Origin of the sequence: Streptomyces xanthophaeus (genome assembly GCF_030440515.1) — a bacterium.
Taxonomy (GTDB): Bacteria; Actinomycetota; Actinomycetes; order Streptomycetales; family Streptomycetaceae; genus Streptomyces; species Streptomyces kutzneri.
The window spans coordinates 5,367,973-5,387,249 of sequence record NZ_CP076543.1 but is presented as its reverse complement, the minus strand read 5'-3'; the positions used below and the strand labels follow the sequence as shown (position 1 = coordinate 5,387,249).

The following is a 19,277-nucleotide window of genomic DNA, read 5'->3' as shown; positions in this document are numbered from 1 at the left end:
CAACGCGATCTTGTGGAAACACTGCTGATGGTCGGGGTGGCCGGATTCGAACCGACGACCTTCCGCTCCCAAAGCGGACGCGCTACCAAGCTGCGCCACACCCCGTCGGTGCGACACGTAGGGTACATGCCTGGAGACACTCTGATGCGCGGGGTTTCCTGAGGTATTTCGGGCTGACCTCCGCCACGGCGCCGAATGTGGTGTGCACCCACCGGGAGCGACCCGCTAGGATGCTGTCCGTGCCAAGGTCCCCGGACCTGCGGCGCGCGCGTTGCGGGTGTAGCTCAATGGTAGAGCACTAGTCTTCCAAACTAGCTACGCGGGTTCGATTCCCGTCACCCGCTCAGAAGTACGAAGGGCCAGGTCAGAGGAGGTTTCCTCGACCTGGCCCTCCGTCGTTCCGGGGCCCCGATCGGCGCTGGCGTGCGGGTGATCGGTGCGGCACGGGCGGCGCCGTGACCCATGCGCGTCGTCAACTCCCGCGCGCCGGCACCCGTTGACGCGACGAGCGTGTCGCCGCTGCTCCCCGGCCCGGCCGGTGACCTCCCCGCCTGGCATCGACGGCACCTGACGGCAGTCGTTGCCCGTGGCACCATCGAGCGATGTTGACCGAAGAGGATGGCCGCCGGCTGGTGCTCGCCGAGATCGCGCAGGCACGGGAAGACGTCGAGTACGAGCTGGGGATCCTCCGGGTGCAGCAGCTCCCGTTCGGATGGCTCTTCCACTGGGGAGCGGTCGGTGACGGGCGGAGTGGGCAGCGCCCACGGCCTGGAGGCAACGGGCCCTTCCTCGTGGACCGTGAGAACGAGCGGCTGATCCGAACCGCCACCGGCGTGCCCCTGGCGCGTCAGATCGCGGACTACGAGCGACGTCTTCGACGCGAGGCTCACGCCCTGAACGCGGCAGAGAAGAAGTCGGCGACGCAGCTCGGGACCATGACTGCGACGACCGTCCCCGCGGACCCGCGTCCTGGAAGGACCTCATAGCAGGGGCCCCGATCGGCTTCCCCCGTCCGCCGGTACGTTTCTGCCGTGCGGTCCCGGCCCGGCTTCCGCCGGGCGGTCAACTGCGCACGGCAGCAGGCGCTTCGGCGCGCCCGGAGCCGGAGGGGGTCAGAGCTTGATGTTCGCGATCATCGTCGCGAGGGAGTTCAGGAACCGGTTCACGTCGTCCGCGATCGAGCTGGACGCGAGGAAGAAGCCGAAGAGCGCCGCGACGATGGCGGGGCCCGTCTTGATGTGGTTGCCACGGATCAGCACCACCAGGATGACCGCCAACAGAACCACCACTGACAGCGAAATGGCCACTACTGATCACACCTTCGGTCGTCCCCTGGTCGGCCTGGGGCGCACGGCCTGGCACACCCCCACATGGACCATCCTCCCACCAACGGGCCCCGGCTATACGCCCCGTGACGAAGAGCCGTGGTTCCGTTTCCGCCAACCACATGTGCGACAGGAATATTTCGGGCGCGGGGCACGGGTCACGGGGTGGTGAGGCCGAGGAGGGAACGGATATTCGCATACTTTGCGGACAGCCTCTCGCGCGTGGGACCGTCCAGCACGGAGAGGCGTACGGGGTCCGCGTTGTGCGCGAGGTCCGCTTCCTTGATGAGCAGGGCGCCCGGGGTGGCCAGGATGCGGGCCGCGTACCGCTCGACCGGTTCGTCCGGGCGCTTGGTGACCGCGAGGACCATGTCCTTCACCGTCTGCGGGAGGGCCGCCGAATCCAGCCAGGTGAGGCTGAGGGCCTCGTCCTCGATGGCGTCGTGGAGCCAGGCCGCCGCCTGCTGTTCGGCGCTGCCGCCGCGCAGCCGCACGCCCTCGGCCACGGCCGCCAGGTGTTCGGCATACGGCCGGCCGGCCTTGTCGGTCTGGCCCTCGTGCGCGCTGCGCGCCAGGGACTCGACCTCGATCAGAGTCAGGGGGCTGTCCGTCATGCGATCTCCCTTGCTGCCGCGCCGAGGGCCTGGGCTGCCCGGCGTACGTCCGCCTGCGTGGTACGCCAGTTGGAGAACGCGGCGCGCAGGGCGGCGGTTCCCTCGTGGACGGTGGGAGTGACGAACACCTCGGCGGCCACCGCCTCCCGCAGGGCGGCGAGGCGCTCCGCGGTGGGGGCCTCTGCGAGGGTGAAGCAGACGACGTTCAGGCGGACCGGGGCCAGGAGGGTGAAGGCGGGGTCCTCCTCCAGGGCGGCGCCCAGCGCGCGGGCGCAGGCGATGTCGCGTTCGACGATCTCCCGGTGGCCCTGGCGGCCGTACGCGCGGAGCGTGAACCAGGCGGCGAGGGCGCGCAGCCGGTGGGAGTTCTCGGGGGTGAGGTGGACGAGGTCGGGATGGTCTCCGAGGGGGCCGAGGTAGGCGGCGGAGTTCTGGAAGACGCGGGCCTGCAGGTCGCGCCGGCGGGTGAACTGGACGGCGCTGTCGTAGGGGACGTTGAGCCATTTGTGCAGGTCGACGCAGACGGAGTCGGAGGCATCGAGGCCGTCGGCAAGATGCGCGTGCTCCGGGGAGAGGGCGGCGAAGGCCCCGAACGCGGCGTCGGTGTGCAGCCAGAAGTCGTGGCGCTCGCGCAGGGCTCCGATGGCCCGGAGGTCGTCGAAGTCGACGGTGTTGACGGTGCCCGCGTTGGCGACGACCACGGCCGGTCCGGGCGTGTCGGCCAGTGCCCGCTCCAGGGCGGCGGGGTCGACGGCCTCGCGGCCGGGCAGGGTGGGCACCCGGACCAGGGAGTTGCGGCCGAGTCCCAGGACGGAGAGAGCCTTGGCGATCGAGGAGTGCGGGGCGCCGGAGAGCACGCGGACCGGGCCGAGGGCCGCCGCGCCGTCCTCGGCCGGGGAAACGCCGAGGCGTTCGCCGAGCCATTCGCGGGCGATGGCGAGGCCGGTGGTGTTGGACATGGTGGCGCCTGAGACGAACGTACCGGAGTGGGCGGCGGTCAGGCCGAAGAGGTCGCGGAGCCAGCCGACGGTCTCGCGTTCGAGGTCCTGGCCGCCGCCGTCGAGCCCGGAGTTGGAGTTCTGGTCGTGGACGGCGGTGAGCCAGTCCCCGGCGAGGGCGGCGGGGGTGGCGCCTCCCGTGACGAAGCCGAGGTAGCGCGGTCCCGCGGAGGCCGACAGGCGCGGCTCCCAGCGGTCGTGGAAGGCGGCGAGCGCCGCGTCCGTGCCGGTGGCGTGCTCCGGGAGGGGCTCGGGGAGGGGCTCGGGGTCGTGCGGCTTTCCGGCGGGCGGTACGACGGGACGCGCGTCCAGGGTGGCGAGCGCGTCGGCGGCGGCGCCGCGGGTGGCGTCGAGGAGTTCGGGGAGCCGGGCCAGGTCGGCGGCGAGCGTGCGGTCCATGGGGACACGGTAGGCCCGCGCGGGTGCCGTGCGGGTGGGCCAATCCGGGGCGAGTGGCCCGCCCCGGCACCGCCCCGGCCCTGCCCGGCCCCGCCCCCGTCCTGCGGCCGACCGTCGTAGGCTCGACGGATGATCACGAGGCGGTGGGTGCGGGGCGTCGTCGGGGGCGCGGTGGCGGCGGGGGTGCTGGCCGGGGCTGCAGGGTGTGAGACCCCGCCGGCGCCGAAGGCCGCGCCGGGGCCGACCGCGGCGCCGAGGAAGACCCCGGCCCCAAGCCGGAACCCGACTCCCCCTCCCACTCCGACTGCGCCCGCGGGTCCGGCCACGCCCGAACCGGCCCCGGAGCCGTGCCCCGAGGGCGGAGTCCGGCTCGTCGAGGGGTCCGGGGACGCCGTGATGGGGCTGCGGCTGGAGGGCTACCGGCTGGTCAACTGCGGTACGGACGAGTACGTGCTGGAGGGCTATCCACAGGTGCGGCTGTTGGACAAGCAGGACCAGCTGCTGGAGGTGACGATCGGGCACGGCTCGGCGCCCATCACCTCCGAGGTGCCGGCCGTGGACGCCCCACCGGAGCGCGTGACGCTGGCGCCGGGGCAGACCGCGTCGGTGGCGCTGCTCTGGCGCGACCGGATCACCGACGTGACCGTGCCGCCGGTGGAGGGCTGGGTGCTGGAGGTGACGCCGAAGCCGGGTGCGCCGCGGCTGGGCCTGCGCCTGACCCGGCCCGTCGACCTCGGCAACACCGGGCATCTGGGGGTCGGTCCCTGGAAGCGGTGACCCTGCGACCGACCCGGCGGCCGTCGCGCACCGGCGGACCGGTTGATCAGGCGGCTGCTCCCGTGTACGCCCGGGCCCGGGCCGGGGCGGTGAGTGCGGTCATCCGGGCCGCGACGGCCGTCGCGGAGCTGCGCGGCAGCCGGTCCGCGATCAGGCCGTCGGCGAGGAAGAGCACCTGGTCGGCGTGGGCGGCGGCGGCCGGGTCGTGGGTGACCACGACGACGGTGGCGCGCAGGGAGTCGACGGCGTCCCGGAGCAGCCCGAGGACCTCCGCCGCGGTGGTGGTGTCGAGCGCGCCGGTGGGTTCGTCGGCGAAGACCACGTCGGGCCGGGTGACGAGGGCCCGGGCGATGGCCACGCGCTGCTGCTGGCCGCCGGAGAGCTCGGCCGGGCGGCGGCCGCCCTTGCCCTCCAGGCCGACGCGGGCGAGCAGCTCGGCGGCGCGGGTCCGGCCCTCGTGCGCGGAGCGGCCGCCGGCGAGCCGCATCGGGAGCAGTACGTTCTGCTCGACGGTGAGGGACGGCAGCAGGTTGAAGGCCTGGAAGACGAAGCCGAGGCGGCTGCGGCGGAGTTCGGTGAGCTCGTTCTCGTTCATCGCGGTGATCTCGGTCCCGCCGAGCCGGACGGATCCCTCGGTGGGCAGGTCGAGTCCGGCGGCGCACTGCAGGAAGGTCGATTTGCCGGAGCCGGAGGGTCCCATGACGGCGGTGAAGCTGCCGCGCGGCAGGCTGAGGTCGATCCCGCGCAGCGCGTGCACGGTGGAGCCCCCGCGTCCGTAGGCCCGCCGTACGCCGCGCAGCTCGACGGCGGCCGTGCTGTCGCACCCGTGCCCGTACCCGCTCTCCGTGCCCTGCCCGTGCTGCCGCCCGCTCCGTCGGAGCCTCATGGTGTGCCGCCTCTCGCCGCCGTCCTGATTGTGGCTCCGACGCTACGGATCATGGCGGGTCGGCGGCCATGACGCCGCCCGGCGGACCGGTGGTGGGGCAAACCCCACCCCGTGCTCAGGCGGAGCGGCGGATGAGCAGCAGCGCGCGGTCGTCGTTGACGTCCTTGGCGACCTTCTCGATCAGGTGCCAGGCCGCGCCGTCCCAGCCGGCGGCGACGTAGCGGTCGGCCTCGCCGGTGAGGCGGTCGATGCCCTCGCTGATCTCCCGGTCGGAGGTCTCGACGAGGCCGTCGGTGAAGAGCATCAGGACGTCGCCGGGGCGCAGGTTGCCGCGGGCGGGGATGAATTCCGCACCGTCGTAGACGCCGAGGAGCGGGCCTTCGCCGGACTTCTCCTGCCAGCGGCCGGTGCCCGCCGAGAGCTGGAGGGCGGGGAGGTGGCCGGCCGAGAGGAGTTCGTAGTCGCCGGTCTCCAGGTCCAGGACGAGGTGGATGGAGGTGGCGAAGCCCTCGTCCCAGTCCTGGCGGAGCAGGTAGCCGTTGGCGGCGGGCAGGAAGCCGTGGGCGGGCAGGGCGCCGAGCAGTCCGCCGAAGGCGCCGGAGAGCAGCAGGGCCCGGGAGCCGGCCTCCATGCCCTTGCCGGAGACGTCGGTCAGGACGATCTCCAGGGTCCGGCCGCCGTTGGTGCGGGCCGCGACCACGAAGTCGCCGGAGAAGGACTGGCCGCCGGCCGGGCGCAGGGCCATCTCGCGGTGCCAGCCGCGCGGCAGGGCGGGCAGTTTGCTCTGCACGCGGATGCGTTCGCGCAGGTCGAAGAGCATGGTGCCGCCACGCCGCCAGGGCACGCCGACACGGCTGCGGAACTGGGCGATGACCAGGCCGAAGAACCCGCACGCCGCGACCACCAGCACGGTGCCGGGGGTGACGCGGGCCGGGCCCTGGGTATAGGGGCCGAGTACGAGGGCCTCGACGATCAGTGCGGCCGCGGAGGCGGCGTACAGGGCGAGGAGGCTGGCGGGGCGCAGCAGCAGGCCGCCGGCCACGATCGGCAGGACGAGCGCCGACGGCGAGAACCAGACGGGCAGCATCAGCGTGCCGCAGGCGATGGCGGGGATGGTGAGCAGGAGCCCGCCGAAGGCGAGCCAGTCGGAGGCGTCGCCGCGGAAGTAGTCGACGGCTGATTTGCGCAAGGCTGTGCGGCCCCGGTGCGACAGCATGCGCATCCGGGCCATGAGGGATTCCACGCGTGCTCCGGCCATTGATTCGGGACCTTATCCATCCTGGCTGTGGATGCGCAGGGGTACCCCCGGACCGGGGGTCCGCGGGCGCCCGAAAACAGGCCGACTGGGCCGGAATGCCCTGCTAGGGATGGCCGCATGACTCTGGAGATGCGCGTATTGAAGGCTGATGAGTGGGATGTCTGGTACGACCATCTGGAACTGGCATTCGGGGGTGTGCCCGAATCCCCCGAGCAGCGCGACCGCTCGCTGGGCGTCCGGGACGGAGACACCTGTGTCGGCGCGGCCGGCGCGTGCACCTTCCGGCTCTCCGTGCCGGGCGGGGCGGCCGTCCCGGCGGCCGGCGTCACGAGGGTGGGGGTCTCCCCCACCCACCGCCGGCGCGGGGTGCTCACCTCCTTGATGCGGCGCCGGCTCGACGACATCCGGGCGGGTGACGAGCCGCTCGCCGTGCTGACGGCCCCTAAGATCCGGCGATCTACGGGCGGTTCGGCCACGGCACGGCGTCGTACGCCTTGGCGGTGGACATCGACACGACCCGCGTACGGCCGTCCGGGCCGCCGGGCACGGACGGGGTGCGGCTGCGCCTCGTGGACCCGCGGCGGGCGCCGACCGGCTGCGAGCGGTCTACGCGGCGCTGCGCCCCGGGCGCTGACGCGGGCCTGGCGCGCCTTCGCCGGGGACGTGGCGCCCTGGCCTGCCGCACGGTTTCCAGAAACGGGGCGACAGGAACGGGACGGCCGCGTCAGCGGGACTGGCAGCCGGGGCACCAGAAGAGGTTGCGGGCGGCGAGGTCGGCGGTGCGGATCTCGCCGCCGCAGATGTGGCAGGGCATGTTCGCCCGCCGGTAGACGTACACCTCGCCGCCGTGGTCGTCGACGCGCGGCGGCCGGCCCATGGCCTCGGGCAGGTGCTCGTCGCGGACGGTGTCGATGCGGTTGTTGCGCACACCCTCGCGCATCAGGGCGGCCAGGTCGGCCCACATGGCGTCCCACTCGCCGCGGGTGAGGTCCCGGCCCAGGCGGTACGGGTCGATGCCGTGCCGGAAGAGGACCTCGGCGCGGTAGACGTTGCCGATGCCCGCGACGATCTTCTGGTCCATGAGCAGGGCGGCGACGGTGGTGCGGGAGCGAGAGATCCGGGTCCAGGCCCGCTCGGGGTCGTCGTCGGCGCGCAGCGGGTCCGGGCCGAGCCGGTCGTGTATCGCCTTCTTCTCACCCTCGCCGATCAGTGCGCAGGCGGTGGGGCCGCGCAGGTCGGCGTAGTGGTCCTCGTTCAGCAGGCGCAGCCGGACCGTTTCCGTGGCGGGCGGGGCCGGGGCGGGGCCGAAGCCGAGCTTGCCGAACAGGCCGAGGTGGATGTGGATCCAGGCGTCGCCGAGTTCCAGGAAGAGGTGCTTGCCGTGCGCCTCGGCGCCGTCCAGCTCGCGCCCGTCGAGCACGGCCGCGCTCTGCGCGAAGCGGCCCTGGGGGCTGCTGACGCGGACCGGCCGGCCCGCGAACCGCTCGGCGTGGTCCTGGGCGAGGCGGTGGATCGTATGCCCCTCGGGCACGGCGGAGCTCCTCGGAAAGAGAAACCGGCCGCACCACCCCCGCGAGGGGCGGCACGGCCGGAAGCGGGATCAGCCCTGCGGGTGGTGGGCCGGGATCGGGGGAAGCTCGCCGGTGGTCTCGTACGCGGAGAGCATGTCGATGCGGCGGGTGTGGCGCTCCTCGTCGGAGTACGGGGTCGCCAGGAAGGCCTCGATGAAGCTGACGGCCTCGTCCTGCGTGTGCATGCGGCCGCCGACGGAGATGACGTTGGCGTTGTTGTGCTCACGGCCGAGCTGGGCGGTCTGGACGCTCCAGGCCAGGATGGCGCGGACGCCCTTGACCTTGTTCGCGGCGATCTGCTCCCCGTTGCCGGAGCCACCGATCACGATGCCGAGGCTGCCGGCGTCGGCGGCGGTCTTCTCCGCGGCGCGGAGGCAGAACGGCGGGTAGTCGTCCACCGCGTCGTAGATGTGGGGCCCACAGTCGACGGGCTCGTGGCCGTTGTTCTTGAGCCAGTCCACCAGGTGGTTCTTGAGCTCAAAGCCGGCATGGTCGGATCCGAGGTACACGCGCATGGGACGAGTGTGGCACGAGGAGGCCCGACAGCCCGCAGCGGGTGTCGCGTAAGTCACTTCTAAAGCTCAAGTAAACCCAAAGAACGCAGATGGGACAGGGCGGGCCCGCGTCCTGGACGTTCACACCAAGGCAACGATCCGGATTGAGGTCTTCCGTCCTGCGTTCATCTCAGGTTTGAATGCCGGGGCTCGCAACCCGAGAACCTAAGGATCCGTCCATGAGCTCCACGACGACCCTTCAGAAGGAAGGCGGCCCCACCGGCAACCCCGGTGACGGCCAGCCCTCCGACGGTCTGAAGGCCGGTCTCAAGAACCGCCACCTGTCCATGATCGCCATCGGCGGCGTCATCGGCGCCGGCCTCTTCGTCGGCTCCGGTGGCGGCATCGCCAAGGCCGGCCCCGCCATCCTGATCTCCTACGCGCTGGTCGGCGCGATGGTGGTCTTCGTGATGCGGATGCTGGGCGAGATGGCCGCCGCCAGCCCGAACTCGGGCTCCTTCTCGGCCTACGCCGACCGCGCGCTCGGCCGCTGGGCGGGCTTCTCCATCGGCTGGCTCTACTGGTTCTTCTGGGTCGTCGTGCTCGCGGTGGAGGCCACCGCCGGTGCCGCCATCCTGGAGAGCTGGATCCCGGCCGTCCCGCAGTGGGCCTGGGCGCTGATCGTGATGGCGGTGCTGACCGCCACCAACCTCGGCTCGGTCGCTTCCTACGGTGAGTTCGAGTTCTGGTTCGCGGGCATCAAGGTCGTCGCCATCGGCGCGTTCGTGATCGTCGGCATGCTGGCCGTCTTCGGCGTGCTGCCGGGCTCGGACAACCCGGGCGCGGGCTTCGCGCACCTCACCGACGCCGGCGGGTTCTTCCCCAACGGCTACGGCGCCGTCCTGACCGGTGTGCTGATGGTCGTCTTCTCCTTCATGGGCAGCGAGATCGTCACCCTGGCGGCCGGCGAGTCGGAGAACCCCCGCAAGGCGGTCACCCAGGCCACCAACTCCGTCATCTGGCGGATCGGCGTCTTCTACCTCGGCTCGATCTTCATCGTGCTGACCCTGCTCCCGTGGAACGACAAGTCGATCACCGAGAAGGGCTCGTACGTCGCCGCCCTGGACTCGATCGGCATCGCGCACGCCGGCACGATCATGGAGGTCATCGTCCTGACCGCCGTGCTGTCCTGCCTGAACTCGGGCCTCTACACCGCCTCCCGCATGGCCTTCTCGCTCGGTGAGCGCGGCGACGCCCCCAAGGCGTTCGCCAAGGTCAACTCCCGCGGTGTGCCGGTGGCCGCGATCCTGGGCTCCACGGTCTTCGGCTTCGTCGCCGTCTACTTCAACTACGCGTTCAAGGACACGGTCTTCAACTTCCTCCTGAACTCGTCCGGCGCCATCGCGCTCTTCGTCTGGCTGGTGATCTGCTTCACCCAGCTGCGGATGCGCGGGATCCTGGTCCGCGAGGCCCCGGAGAAGCTGACCGTGAAGATGTGGCTCTTCCCGTGGCTGACCTGGGCCACCGCCGCCCTGATCACGTTCGTGATCGGCTACATGTTCGTGGACGACGCCAACCGTGAGGTCGTCACCCTGTCCACCCTCGTCGCCGGCCTCGTCGTGCTCGTCGGTGTGGTCCTGGACTTCCGCCGCAAGCGGGCCCTGCAGGGCTGACCCCTCGTGCACGTACGCCGGAGCCCGGCCCGCCTTCACAAGGCGGGCCGGGCTCCGGTGCGTATCGGGGGGGTGCTCAGCCGCGGCGGCCGGCCAGCTTCCACACGGCCGGCAGGGCGCCCATGGCCAGCGCGGCCTTGAGGGCGTCGCCGATCAGGAACGGGACCATGCCCTTCGCGACGGCCACGCCGAGGGACATCCCGGTGGCGGCCATCAGGTACGGCACTCCCACCGCGTAGATCACGGCCGAGCCCAGCACCATCAGGCCCGCCGTACGCAGGACCGAGCGGTCGCCGCCGCGCCGCGCGAGGGCGCCGACGACGGTGGCGGCGAGCAGCATGCCGAGCACATAGCCGAAGGAGGCGCCGCCCGCGCCGGAGGTCCCGCCCGCGAACCACGGCACGCCCGCCATACCGACGAGGGTGTACAGCGCCAGCGAGAGGAAGCCCCGACGGGCACCGAACGCGGTACCGACGAGCAGTGCGGCGAAGGTCTGACCGGTGACGGGGACCGGGGAGCCGGGAACGGGAACCGCGATCTGGGCGGCCAGCCCGGTGAGCGCAGCACCGCCGACGACGAGCGCGATGTCGCGGACGCGGCTCGCGGGCAGCAGATCGGCGAGGACGGCGCCGGGCCGGAGGGAGACGGAGGCAGTGCTCATCGGGAGGCTCCACGGGGTGGGGGTGGCAGGACGATCACCGACGCTAGTGCGCGCTCCCCCACCGCCCCACCGCCGCCCGGGACAAAGCCGCGCTCCCCCCTTTGGTGGGGATTTCACAAACCCGATGCCCCACACCCGAGGTCGGCGTGATCCTCATCACGAGGAACATCGGACAGCACGTCCGTTTTGCACGAAAGACCGCCGCTCGGTGAGACTGTAGGATCCCGCCAATTCTGACGCGGGGCTCCCACCGCCACTGGGCCCGAACGAGAGTACGAGCACCCTTCATGCGTGAGCGCCTGGAAGAAGCACCTCCCTCCACGGGCGACCTGCCCGCGGAACCCCTCAGCCACAGCCTCAAGCAGCGTCACCTGACCATGCTGGGTCTCGGCGGCGTCATCGGCGCCGGGCTCTTCGTCGGCTCCGGCGCCGGCATCGGCATCGCCGGTCCCGCGATCATCTGCTCCTATCTGCTCGCGGGCGTGCTCGCGATGCTGGTGATGCGGGCGCTGGGCGAGATGTCGGCCGCGATGCCCGCCTCGGGCTCGTTCTCCGTCTACGCGGAGCGGGCGCTCGGGCGCTGGGCCGGCTTCTCGGCGGGCTGGCTGTACTGGTTCCTGCTGGTCGTGGTGCTGGCCGTGGAGGCCACCGGCGCCGCGAAGATCGCGAACGGCTGGGTGCCCTCGGTCGACCAGTGGGTCTGGGTGCTGCTCTTCATGGTGGTCTTCACCGTGAGCAACCTGGCCGCCGTGAAGAACTTCGGCGAGTTCGAGTTCTGGTTCGCCGCGCTCAAGGTCGGCGCGATCGTGCTCTTCCTGATCCTCGGCACCCTCGCGGTCTTCGGTCTGCTCCCGGACACCGAACCGGTCGGCATGGCCAACCTCACGGGCCGGGGCGGCTTCTTCCCCGAGGGCTTCGGCGGGGTGGTCGCGGGCATGCTCGCCGTCATCTTCGCCTTCGGCGGCCTGGAGGTCGTCACCATCGCCGCCGCCGAGTCGGACGACCCGGCGCGGTCGGTGTCCCGGGCGGTGCGCAGCGCGGTGTGGCGCATCCTCTTCTTCTACGTCGGCTCGATGGTGGTCATCGTGACCCTGCTGCCGTGGGACTCGCTGAAGCCGGGCGAGAGCCCCTACGTCGCGGTGCTCGACTCGATCGGCATCCCGGCGGCCGGCCAGATCATGAACATCGTGGTGTTCGTGGCGCTGCTGTCGGCGCTGAACGCGAACCTGTACGGATCCTCGCGCATGGTGTTCTCGCTGGCCGAGCGCCGTGAGGCGCCGCAGGCGCTGCTGAAGGTCTCGGGCGGCGGGGTGCCGCGCCGGGCGGTGTTCGCCTCGGTGGCCTTCGGCTTCGTGTCGGTGGTGCTCAACCTGCTGTGGCCGGACACGATCTTCCTGTACATGCTCAACGCGGTCGGCGCGGTGCTGCTGTTCGTGTGGGCGCTGATCGCCGTCTCGCAGCTGAAGCTGCGCCGCCGGATCGAGCGGGACATGCCCGAGCGGCTGACCCTGCCGATGTGGCTGTTCCCGTACGCGACCTGGGCGGCGCTGCTCGGGATGGCGGCGGTGCTGGTCCTGATGCTGTTCGACGATTCCGCGCGGCCCCAGCTGCTGTGGTCCTCGGGTGCGGCCGCGCTGGTCCTCGCCGTGGCGGGGATCCGCGAGCTGAGGGCCCGCAAGGCCTGACGAGGAGCCGGGGAAGGGGGCCCTGCGTGCCGCGGCGCGCAGGGCCCCCTCTTCTCAGGTGCGCAGGTAGGAGGCCCCGTTGACGTCGAGGACCGTGCCCGAGCTCCAGACGGCCTCGGGGGAGGCCAGGTAGAGCACGGCGGAGGCGATCTCGTCCGGGTCCGCGACCCGGCCGAAGGGGCTCTGCGCCCGGATGCCGGCGCCCTCGGGCCCCTCCAGCCGGCCGGCGACCCGTTCGGTGGCGACGAAGCCGGGTGCGACGGAGGCGACGGCGATGCCGTGCGGGGCGAGGGACACGGCGAGGGACTGGCCCAGGGCGTGGACCGCGGCCTTGGTCGCGCCGTAGGCGGGGTGGTCGGGCTCGCCCCGGAAGGCGCCGCGCGAGCCGATGTTGACGATGCGTCCCTCGCGTCCCGCTTCGATCATGCGGCGTGCGACGCAGTAGCTCAGGTTGGCGGAGCCGAAGAGGTTCACGTCGGCGGTCCGCCGCCAGGCCTCCTGCCAGCCCTCGTACGAGGTGTCCGGCAGCGGGTGGGGGACCATGACGGCGGCGTTGTTGACCAGGACGTCCACGCCGCCGAGCGCCTCCTCCGCCTCGGCCGCCAGGGCCTCGACGCGGGCCGGGTCGCCGAGGTCCGCGGCGACCAGTACGTGCCCCTCCCCCTCCAGCGAGGTGAGGGTCTCCTCCGCGTCCGCCCGCCGGGCGGAGCAGTGGACGGCGACCCGGTCGCCCTGCCTGGCGAAGGCGGCCGCGATCGCCCGGCCGATCCCCCGGGAGGCGCCGGTGACGAGTACGCCCCGGCCGGTGCTGCGAAGTCCTGTCACGGTCCGGCCCATCGGCTGCCCCCTCGATCCGGTACGTCCGCCGTATCCGGTGCATCCGGCGGCTGCGGCGTCGCCGTGAGCGTACGGGGATGATCACGAACCGTGAAGCCGTCGTCCGAATATCGGACATCGAACGTCCGGCGATCGGACACTCGGCAGACTGGCGCAAATGAGCCAGAGCACCCTCACACCCCCCGAAGCACCGCAGACCGGCACCGGATCACCCCTCGGCAACGGACTCAAGCAGCGCCACCTCTCGATGATCGCCCTCGGCGGCGTCATCGGCGCCGGACTCTTCGTCGGCTCGGGCGCCGGCATCGCCGCCGCCGGTCCCTCGATCGTCCTCGCGTACGCCGCGTCCGGGCTGCTCGTGATGTTCGTGATGCGGATGCTCGGCGAGATGTCCGCCGCCGACCCCGCCTCCGGGTCCTTCTCGGTCCACGCGGAGCGGGCGATCGGCTCCTGGGCCGGATTCACCGCCGGCTGGATGTTCTGGACCCTGCTCTGCGTGGGCGTGGCCATCGAGGCCATCGGCGCGGCGCACATCATGACCGGCTGGTTCCCGGGCACCCCCTCCTGGATGTGGGTGCTGGTCTTCATGGCGGTGTTCTGCGGCTCCAACCTCGCCGCCGTCTCGAACTTCGGCGAGTTCGAATTCTGGTTCGCCGCCCTCAAGATCGGCGCGATCGCGCTCTTCCTGGGCCTGGGCGTGCTGGCCGTGCTCGGCCTGCTGCCCGGCACCTCCTCCCCCGGCTCCGCCAACCTGCTGCACGTCGGCGGCCTCCTGCCCCACGGTGTGGACGGCCTGCTGGTCGGACTGCTGGCCTCGGTCGTCGCGTACGGCGGACTGGAGACGGTGACCATCGCGGCAGCCGAGTCCGAGGACCCGGTCAGGGGCGTGGCCAGGGCCGTGCGGACCACCATGTGGCGGATCGCGATCGTCTACGTGGGCTCCATGCTGGTCATCGTCACCCTCCTGCCGTGGAACGACCCGGCCGTCACGGCGGACGGGCCGTACGCCGCGACCCTGGACCGCCTGGGCATCCCGGCAGCCGGCGAGATCATGAACGTGGTCATCCTGATCGCCCTGATGTCCGCGATGAACGCCAACATCTACGGCTCCTCGCGCATGGCCTACTCCCTCGTCTCCCGCGGCCAGGGCCCCAGGGCGCTGGGCAAGGTCTCCGGCGGGGTGCCGCGCCGGGCGGTCCTCGCCTCCTGCGGCTTCGGCTTCGTCACCGTCCTGCTGTCCTACTGGTATCCGGACACCCTGTTCGCCTGGCTGCTGAACATGGTGGGCGGGGTCATCCTCATCGTCTGGGGCTTCATCGCCGTCTCGCAGTTCGTGCTGCGCCGCCGGCTGGAGCGCGAGGCGCCCGGGAAGCTGGTCGTGAAGATGTGGGGCTTCCCCTATCTGACCTGGGTGGCGCTGGCCGGGGTGGCCGGGGTCCTGGTGCTGATGGCCCTCGGCGAGGACACGCGGGTCCAGGTGGTCTTCACCGGCGGGCTGACCGTCGCCCTCGCGGCGACCGGCTACGTCGTGCAGCGCCGGGCCGCGGCGGCGCGCGCAGCGGCGTGACACCCGCACCGGACGAAACGTCAGAGGCCGGGCCCATGCGATCGCATGGGCCCGGCCTCCGGCGTTCCGGAGGTCCCGACAAGGGAGGCAACCCTTACGTGAGGAGAGGAATAGATACTGCTAGCGTGCAGTTGCGCATTAATTGCAATAAGCGATTGGCACGCTGAGGGGACCGGATAACACGCATGGCCATCTACACGCTTCCTGAGCTTCCGTACGACTACGCGGCGCTGGAGCCGGTGATCAACCCGCAGATCATCGAGCTGCACCACGACAAGCACCACGCGGCCTACGTCACGGGCGCCAACAACACGCTGGAGCAGCTGGCGGAGGCGCGCGACAAGGAGAACTGGGGCGCCCTCAACGGCCTCGAGAAGAACCTCGCGTTCCACCTCTCCGGCCACATCCTGCACAGCATCTACTGGCACAACATGGCCAGCCCGAAGACCGGCGAGGGCGGCGGCGAGCCCACCGCGGCCGACGGCCTGGGCGACCTGGCCGACGCGATCACCGAGTCCTTCGGCTCCTTCGCGAAGTTCAAGAAGCAGCTGACCTTCGCGTCCTCCGCCACCCAGGGCTCCGGCTGGGGCGTGCTCGCGTACGAGCCGGTCAGCGGCCGCCTGGTCGTCGAGCAGGTCTACGACCACCAGGGCAACGTGGGCGTCGCCAGCACGCCGATCCTGGTCTTCGACGCCTGGGAGCATGCCTTCTACCTTCAGTACAAGAACCAGAAGGTGGACTTCATCGAGGCGATGTGGAACGTCGTCAACTGGCAGGACGTGTCCAAGCGCTACGCCGACGCCAAGGCGAACACCCCGCTGCTGATCCCCGCCAAGGGCTGATCGCAGCACCACCAGCCCGTCCGCCTCGTGATCGTCTTCTCAACCTTCACCGGCGGGCGTGTCGAACGGAAGACCCCCGTGAGGACGTGACTCACGGGGGTCTTCTGTGCGTGACCCCGTCCGGGGCCGACTCGTTGATCGGTCATGTTCCCCGATACGGCGGGGATGACCCGGACGGGCCCTTGGGGCGCGTGCGTTTGATGCCTTGGTCCCCGCCACTGCGGGGATCGTTCAGTCGAAGCGGGGACCTTCGGTACGCGTGCGCTTGATCTCGTAGAAGCCCGGGGTCGAGGCGACGAGCAGAGTGCCGTCCCAGAGCCGGGCGGCCGCGTCGCCGCGCGGGGTCGGGGTGACGACCGGACCGAAGAAGGCCACATCGCCCTCGGCGCCCGGAACGGAGATCACCGGGGTGCCGACCTCCTGGCCCACCCGGTCTATCCCGTCGTTGTGCGAGGCCCGCAGCACCTCGTCGTACTCGTCCGAGTCGGCGTACGCGAGCAGCTCGGCCGGCAGGCCGACCTCGGCCAGCGCCTCGGCGATCACCTCGCGGGTCGGGCCCTTCTCGTCGTTGTGGATGCGGGTTCCGAGCGCGGTGTAGAGCTTGCCGGTGACTTCCTCACCATGCTTCTGCTGGGCCGCTATCACCACGCGCACCGGGGCCCAGCCCTTGGGGCCGAGCAGCTCGCGGTAGGTCTCGGGCAGCTCGTCGAGCTTGTTCTCGTTGAGCACCGCGAGGCTCATCACGTGCCAGCGGACCTCGACGTCGCGGACCTTCTCGACCTCGACCATCCAGCGGGACGTCATCCAGGCCCAAGGGCAGAGCGGGTCGAACCAGAAGTCGACCGGGGTCTTCTCGCGCACCTGGGTGTCGGTCATGTCTCTCCTCAGTCTCGGCATGGGTCGCAAAAGGGCATCACTGGGCTCACGTTCCCCGTCACCAACCAGTACCGGGTGACGCGCATTCCCTCGTGCGAGGATTCGACACAAGAACGCGATCACGCACGAAGGAGTGCACGTGCCCGGTGAGAATCTGTCCCGCGACGAGGCCCGCGAGCGGGCCGAGCTGCTGTCCGTCGACGGGTACGAGGTGGTCCTCGACATCCGGTCCGCGGTGGACGAGGCCGAACCGGCCGAGGGTCCGCGGACCTTCCGCTCGGTGACGACGATCCGCTTCCGGGCGGCGGGTGACGGCGCTTCCACCTTCGCGGACCTGATCGCACCCTCGGTGAACGCCGTGACCCTGAACGGGCGCGCGCTGGACGTGGCCGCCGTCTTCGACGGCGCCCGGATCTCCCTCGACGGCCTGGCCACCGAGAACGTCCTCGTGGTCGACGCGAACTGCGCGTACAGCCGGACCGGCGAGGGCCTGCACCGCTTCGTGGACCCGGAGGACGGCGAGGTCTACCTCTACACCCAGTACGAGCCGGCCGACGCGCGGCGGGTGTACGCGAACTTCGAGCAGCCCGACCTGAAGGCCCCCTACCGCTTCGAGGTGACCGCTCCCGAGGGCTGGCAGGTGTGGAGCAACGGCGCGGAGGAGTCCCGCGAGGCGGGCGTCTGGCGGTTCGCGGAGACCGCGCCGATCTCCACGTACATCACGTGCGTGGTCGCGGGCCCCTACCACTACGTGACGGACTCCTACACGCGCGGGGACCTGACCATCCCGCTGGGCGCGATGTGCCGCAAGGGGCTGGCGAAGCACTTCGACGCGGACGACGTCTTCCTCGTCACCAAGCAGGGCTTCGACCTCTTCCACGAGATCTTCGACTACCCCTACCCCTTCGGGAAGTACGACCAGGCCTTCGTGCCGGAGTACAACCTGGGCGCGATGGAGAACCCGGGGATGGTGACCTTCCGCGAGGAGTACATCTTCCGCGGCAAGGTCACGCAGGCCTCGTACGAGGCGCGCGCGAACGTCATCCTGCACGAGATGGCGCACATGTGGTTCGGCGACCTGGTCACCATGAAGTGGTGGGACGACCTGTGGCTGAAGGAGTCCTTCGCCGACTTCATGGGCTCCTTCGGGCTGGTCGAGGCCACCCGCTTCGACCAGGCGTGGATCACCTTCGCCAACCGCCGCAAGTCGTGGGCCTACCGGGCCGACCAACTGCCGTCCACGCACCCGATCACGGCCGACATCCGTGACCTGGAGGACGCCAAGCTGAACTTCGACGGCATCACCTACGCCAAGGGCGCCTCGGTGCTCAAGCAGCTGGTCGCCTACGTGGGCCGGGAGGCCTTCCTGGAGGGCGCGCGGCGCTACTTCAAGGCCAACGCCTACGGGAACACCACCCTCGACGACCTGCTGTCGGTGCTCGCCGAGGTCTCCGGGCGGGACATGGCGACCTGGTCGCGGGCCTGGCTGCAGACCGCCGGGGTGAACGCGCTGACCCCGGTGATCACCTACGACGCGGGCGGCCGCGTGACGGAACTGGCCGTCGTGCAGGAGGGCGACGAGCTGCGCCCGCACCGGGTCGCGGTGGGTCTGTACCGGCTGGAGTCCGACGGGACCCTGGTCCGCTACGCGCGGGCCGACGCGGACGTGTCGGGCGCGCGGACGGTGGTCACGGAGCTCGCGGGCACGGACCGGCCCGACCTGGTCCTGGTCAACGACGAGGACCTCACCTACTGCAAGATCCGCTTCGACGAGGGCTCCCTGGAGACCCTGCGGGCCCACCTCGGCGACCTGACGGACCCGCTCGCGCGGGCGCTGAGCTGGTCGGCGCTGTGGAACCTGACGCGTGACGGCCTGATGCCGGCGCGCGACTTCGTGTCGCTGGTCCTCACGCACGCGGGCCGGGAGACGGACGTCGGCGTCCTGCAGATGCTGCACGCGCAGGCCCTGACCTCGGTCACCCACTACGCGGCGCCCGCCTGGCGCGAGCAGGGCGGCCGGGAGCTGGCGGCGGGTGCGCTGCACGAGCTGCGGCTCGCGGCGCCCGGGTCGGAGCACCAGCTGACCTGGGCCCGCTTCTTCGCGGCGGGCGCGGCGACGGAGGGCGACTTCCAGCTGCTGCTCGGGCTGCTGGAGGGTTCGGCGCGGATCGACGGTCTGGACGTGGACCAGGAGCTGCGCTGGGACTTCCTGCTGCCGCTGGCCGCGCACGGGGCGGTGGACGAGACCGTGCTCGCCGCCGAACTGGCGCGCGACGACACGGCCTCGGGCAAGCGGCACCAGGTGCGGTGCCTGGCGGCGCGGCCCTCGCAGGCGGTGAAGGACCAGGCGTGGGCGGCGGTGGTCGAATCGGACGCGCTGTCCAACGCGCTGGTCGAGGCGACGATCGCGGGCATGCAGCAGTCCTCGCAGCGGGGCCTGCTGGCGGCCTACGCGGGGCGCTACTTCGAGGTGATCGAACGGGTGTGGGCGGACCGGTCGATCCAGATCGCGATGGACGTGGTGAAGGGGCTGTACCCGTCGCTGCAAAGTGACTCCGTCACCCTGGAGGCCACCGACGCGTGGCTCGCCGCGCACGCCGATGCGGCTCCGGCCCTTCGCCGCCTGGTACTGGAGTCCCGCGACGACCTGGCCCGGGCCCTGCGCGCCCAGGCTTGCGACGCGACGGCCGCCAACTAACTGCGGCACCGCTGCGGGGCTCCGCCCCCGGACCCCCGGTCCTCAAACGCCGGACGGGCTGAAAGATTCAGCCTCGCCGGCGTTTGAGGCGCGGGGTCTGGGGCGGAGCCCCAGCA

General features: G+C 71.4%; 17 protein-coding genes, 2 tRNA genes and 1 pseudogene. 9 read left to right on the top strand and 11 right to left on the bottom strand.

What is annotated here, in order from left to right; translation table 11 throughout:
- Nucleotides 1-28 precede the first annotated feature (28 nt).
- Nucleotides 29-105: transfer RNA gene (locus KO717_RS23925), tRNA-Pro, on the bottom strand.
- 168 nt (nt 106-273) lie between these two features.
- On the opposite strand from KO717_RS23925, the gene KO717_RS23920 reads away from it, so the two are divergent.
- Both KO717_RS23920 and KO717_RS23915 read left to right on the top strand, forming a co-directional pair.
- Nucleotides 274-344 (top strand) — tRNA-Gly (locus tag KO717_RS23920).
- 258 nt (nt 345-602) lie between these two features.
- On the top strand, nt 603-986 hold the full coding sequence (locus KO717_RS23915) for a hypothetical protein (protein ID WP_301371143.1): 384 nt from the start codon (nt 603-605) through the stop codon (nt 984-986).
- 126 nt (nt 987-1,112) lie between these two features.
- Here KO717_RS23915 and KO717_RS23910 read toward each other — a convergent pair whose 3' ends face one another.
- From KO717_RS23910 to KO717_RS23900, 3 genes are all read right to left on the bottom strand, one after another.
- A complete protein-coding gene (locus KO717_RS23910) occupies nt 1,113-1,307 on the bottom strand; it encodes a membrane protein (protein WP_030008564.1) in 195 nt (64 codons plus the stop codon).
- A 176-nt stretch (nt 1,308-1,483) separates the two neighbouring features.
- The gene (locus KO717_RS23905; RefSeq protein WP_301371138.1) at nt 1,484-1,939 is read right to left on the bottom strand and encodes an HD domain-containing protein; all 456 of its coding nucleotides are present in this window, start codon (nt 1,937-1,939) and stop codon (nt 1,484-1,486) included.
- Nucleotides 1,936-3,336, bottom strand: coding sequence for a pyridoxal phosphate-dependent decarboxylase family protein (locus KO717_RS23900; RefSeq protein ID WP_301371136.1), 1,401 nt, complete (start codon nt 3,334-3,336; stop codon nt 1,936-1,938). The genes KO717_RS23905 and KO717_RS23900 overlap by 4 nt, the downstream gene beginning before the upstream one ends.
- A gap of 129 nt (nt 3,337-3,465) precedes the next feature.
- Between KO717_RS23900 and KO717_RS23895 the strand changes: the two genes are divergently transcribed.
- Nucleotides 3,466-4,113 (top strand): DUF4232 domain-containing protein, encoded by a 648-nt coding sequence (locus tag KO717_RS23895; protein WP_301371134.1) that lies wholly within the window; start codon nt 3,466-3,468, stop codon nt 4,111-4,113.
- A 46-nt stretch (nt 4,114-4,159) separates the two neighbouring features.
- Here the strand turns inward: KO717_RS23895 and KO717_RS23890 are convergent, their stop codons facing one another.
- Both KO717_RS23890 and KO717_RS23885 read right to left on the bottom strand, forming a co-directional pair.
- The gene (locus KO717_RS23890) at nt 4,160-4,999 is read right to left on the bottom strand and encodes an ABC transporter ATP-binding protein (protein WP_301371132.1); all 840 of its coding nucleotides are present in this window, start codon (nt 4,997-4,999) and stop codon (nt 4,160-4,162) included.
- 115 nt (nt 5,000-5,114) lie between these two features.
- Nucleotides 5,115-6,257: a PP2C family protein-serine/threonine phosphatase gene (locus KO717_RS23885; protein WP_301371131.1), complete on the bottom strand. Its 1,143-nt coding sequence runs from the start codon at nt 6,255-6,257 to the stop codon at nt 5,115-5,117.
- A gap of 117 nt (nt 6,258-6,374) precedes the next feature.
- On the opposite strand from KO717_RS23885, the pseudogene KO717_RS37505 reads away from it, so the two are divergent.
- Nucleotides 6,375-6,641, top strand: a pseudogene (locus KO717_RS37505) (GNAT family N-acetyltransferase); the annotation flags it as partial.
- Nucleotides 6,642-6,981: 340 nt separating this feature from the next.
- Here the strand turns inward: KO717_RS37505 and KO717_RS23875 are convergent.
- The gene (locus KO717_RS23875) at nt 6,982-7,788 is read right to left on the bottom strand and encodes an Fpg/Nei family DNA glycosylase (protein WP_301371129.1); all 807 of its coding nucleotides are present in this window, start codon (nt 7,786-7,788) and stop codon (nt 6,982-6,984) included.
- 69 nt (nt 7,789-7,857) lie between these two features.
- Nucleotides 7,858-8,343: a ribose-5-phosphate isomerase gene (locus KO717_RS23870; RefSeq protein ID WP_030010996.1), complete on the bottom strand. Its 486-nt coding sequence runs from the start codon at nt 8,341-8,343 to the stop codon at nt 7,858-7,860.
- A gap of 218 nt (nt 8,344-8,561) precedes the next feature.
- On the opposite strand from KO717_RS23870, the gene KO717_RS23865 reads away from it, so the two are divergent.
- On the top strand, nt 8,562-9,995 hold the full coding sequence (locus KO717_RS23865; RefSeq protein ID WP_301371127.1) for an amino acid permease: 1,434 nt from the start codon (nt 8,562-8,564) through the stop codon (nt 9,993-9,995).
- 76 nt (nt 9,996-10,071) lie between these two features.
- Here the strand turns inward: KO717_RS23865 and KO717_RS23860 are convergent, their stop codons facing one another.
- Nucleotides 10,072-10,656, bottom strand: coding sequence for a biotin transporter BioY (locus KO717_RS23860; protein ID WP_301371126.1), 585 nt, complete (start codon nt 10,654-10,656; stop codon nt 10,072-10,074).
- A 287-nt stretch (nt 10,657-10,943) separates the two neighbouring features.
- On the opposite strand from KO717_RS23860, the gene KO717_RS23855 reads away from it, so the two are divergent.
- Nucleotides 10,944-12,341 carry an amino acid permease gene (locus tag KO717_RS23855; RefSeq protein WP_301371124.1) on the top strand — a complete coding sequence of 466 codons (1,398 nt, stop codon included), beginning with the start codon at nt 10,944-10,946 and terminating at the stop codon, nt 12,339-12,341.
- A 54-nt stretch (nt 12,342-12,395) separates the two neighbouring features.
- Here KO717_RS23855 and KO717_RS23850 read toward each other — a convergent pair whose 3' ends face one another.
- Nucleotides 12,396-13,178 (bottom strand): SDR family NAD(P)-dependent oxidoreductase, encoded by a 783-nt coding sequence (locus KO717_RS23850; RefSeq protein WP_437184567.1) that lies wholly within the window; start codon nt 13,176-13,178, stop codon nt 12,396-12,398.
- A 157-nt stretch (nt 13,179-13,335) separates the two neighbouring features.
- On the opposite strand from KO717_RS23850, the gene KO717_RS23845 reads away from it, so the two are divergent.
- Both KO717_RS23845 and KO717_RS23840 read left to right on the top strand, forming a co-directional pair.
- Nucleotides 13,336-14,745, top strand: a complete 1,410-nt coding sequence (locus tag KO717_RS23845) for an amino acid permease (RefSeq protein ID WP_301371120.1) — start codon at nt 13,336-13,338, stop codon at nt 14,743-14,745.
- Nucleotides 14,746-14,930: 185 nt separating this feature from the next.
- The gene (locus tag KO717_RS23840; RefSeq protein ID WP_030016698.1) at nt 14,931-15,587 is read left to right on the top strand and encodes a superoxide dismutase; all 657 of its coding nucleotides are present in this window, start codon (nt 14,931-14,933) and stop codon (nt 15,585-15,587) included.
- Nucleotides 15,588-15,818: 231 nt separating this feature from the next.
- Here the strand turns inward: KO717_RS23840 and KO717_RS23835 are convergent, their stop codons facing one another.
- Nucleotides 15,819-16,463 (bottom strand): mycothiol-dependent nitroreductase Rv2466c family protein, encoded by a 645-nt coding sequence (locus KO717_RS23835; RefSeq protein WP_301371118.1) that lies wholly within the window; start codon nt 16,461-16,463, stop codon nt 15,819-15,821.
- 139 nt (nt 16,464-16,602) lie between these two features.
- Between KO717_RS23835 and pepN the strand changes: the two genes are divergently transcribed.
- Nucleotides 16,603-19,161, top strand: a complete 2,559-nt coding sequence (gene pepN / locus KO717_RS23830) for an aminopeptidase N (protein ID WP_301371116.1) — start codon at nt 16,603-16,605, stop codon at nt 19,159-19,161.
- Nucleotides 19,162-19,277: the final 116 nt, after the last annotated feature.

Coding starts and splice junctions, on each gene's coding strand:
- KO717_RS23915 (WP_301371143.1), top strand. CDS start 603: ATGTTGACCGAAGAGGATGGCCGCCGGCTGGTGCTCGCCGAGATCGCG.
- KO717_RS23890 (WP_301371132.1), bottom strand. CDS start 4,999: ATGAGGCTCCGACGGAGCGGGCGGCAGCACGGGCAGGGCACGGAGAGC.
- KO717_RS23900 (WP_301371136.1), bottom strand. CDS start 3,336: ATGGACCGCACGCTCGCCGCCGACCTGGCCCGGCTCCCCGAACTCCTC.
- KO717_RS23905 (WP_301371138.1), bottom strand. CDS start 1,939: ATGACGGACAGCCCCCTGACTCTGATCGAGGTCGAGTCCCTGGCGCGC.
- KO717_RS23870 (WP_030010996.1), bottom strand. CDS start 8,343: ATGCGCGTGTACCTCGGATCCGACCATGCCGGCTTTGAGCTCAAGAAC.
- KO717_RS23835 (WP_301371118.1), bottom strand. CDS start 16,463: ATGACCGACACCCAGGTGCGCGAGAAGACCCCGGTCGACTTCTGGTTC.
- KO717_RS23855 (WP_301371124.1), top strand. CDS start 10,944: ATGCGTGAGCGCCTGGAAGAAGCACCTCCCTCCACGGGCGACCTGCCC.
- KO717_RS23850 (WP_437184567.1), bottom strand. CDS start 13,178: ATGGGCCGGACCGTGACAGGACTTCGCAGCACCGGCCGGGGCGTACTC.
- KO717_RS23860 (WP_301371126.1), bottom strand. CDS start 10,656: ATGAGCACTGCCTCCGTCTCCCTCCGGCCCGGCGCCGTCCTCGCCGAT.
- KO717_RS23840 (WP_030016698.1), top strand. CDS start 14,931: ATGGCCATCTACACGCTTCCTGAGCTTCCGTACGACTACGCGGCGCTG.
- KO717_RS23845 (WP_301371120.1), top strand. CDS start 13,336: ATGAGCCAGAGCACCCTCACACCCCCCGAAGCACCGCAGACCGGCACC.
- KO717_RS23895 (WP_301371134.1), top strand. CDS start 3,466: ATGATCACGAGGCGGTGGGTGCGGGGCGTCGTCGGGGGCGCGGTGGCG.
- KO717_RS23885 (WP_301371131.1), bottom strand. CDS start 6,257: ATGGCCGGAGCACGCGTGGAATCCCTCATGGCCCGGATGCGCATGCTG.
- KO717_RS23865 (WP_301371127.1), top strand. CDS start 8,562: ATGAGCTCCACGACGACCCTTCAGAAGGAAGGCGGCCCCACCGGCAAC.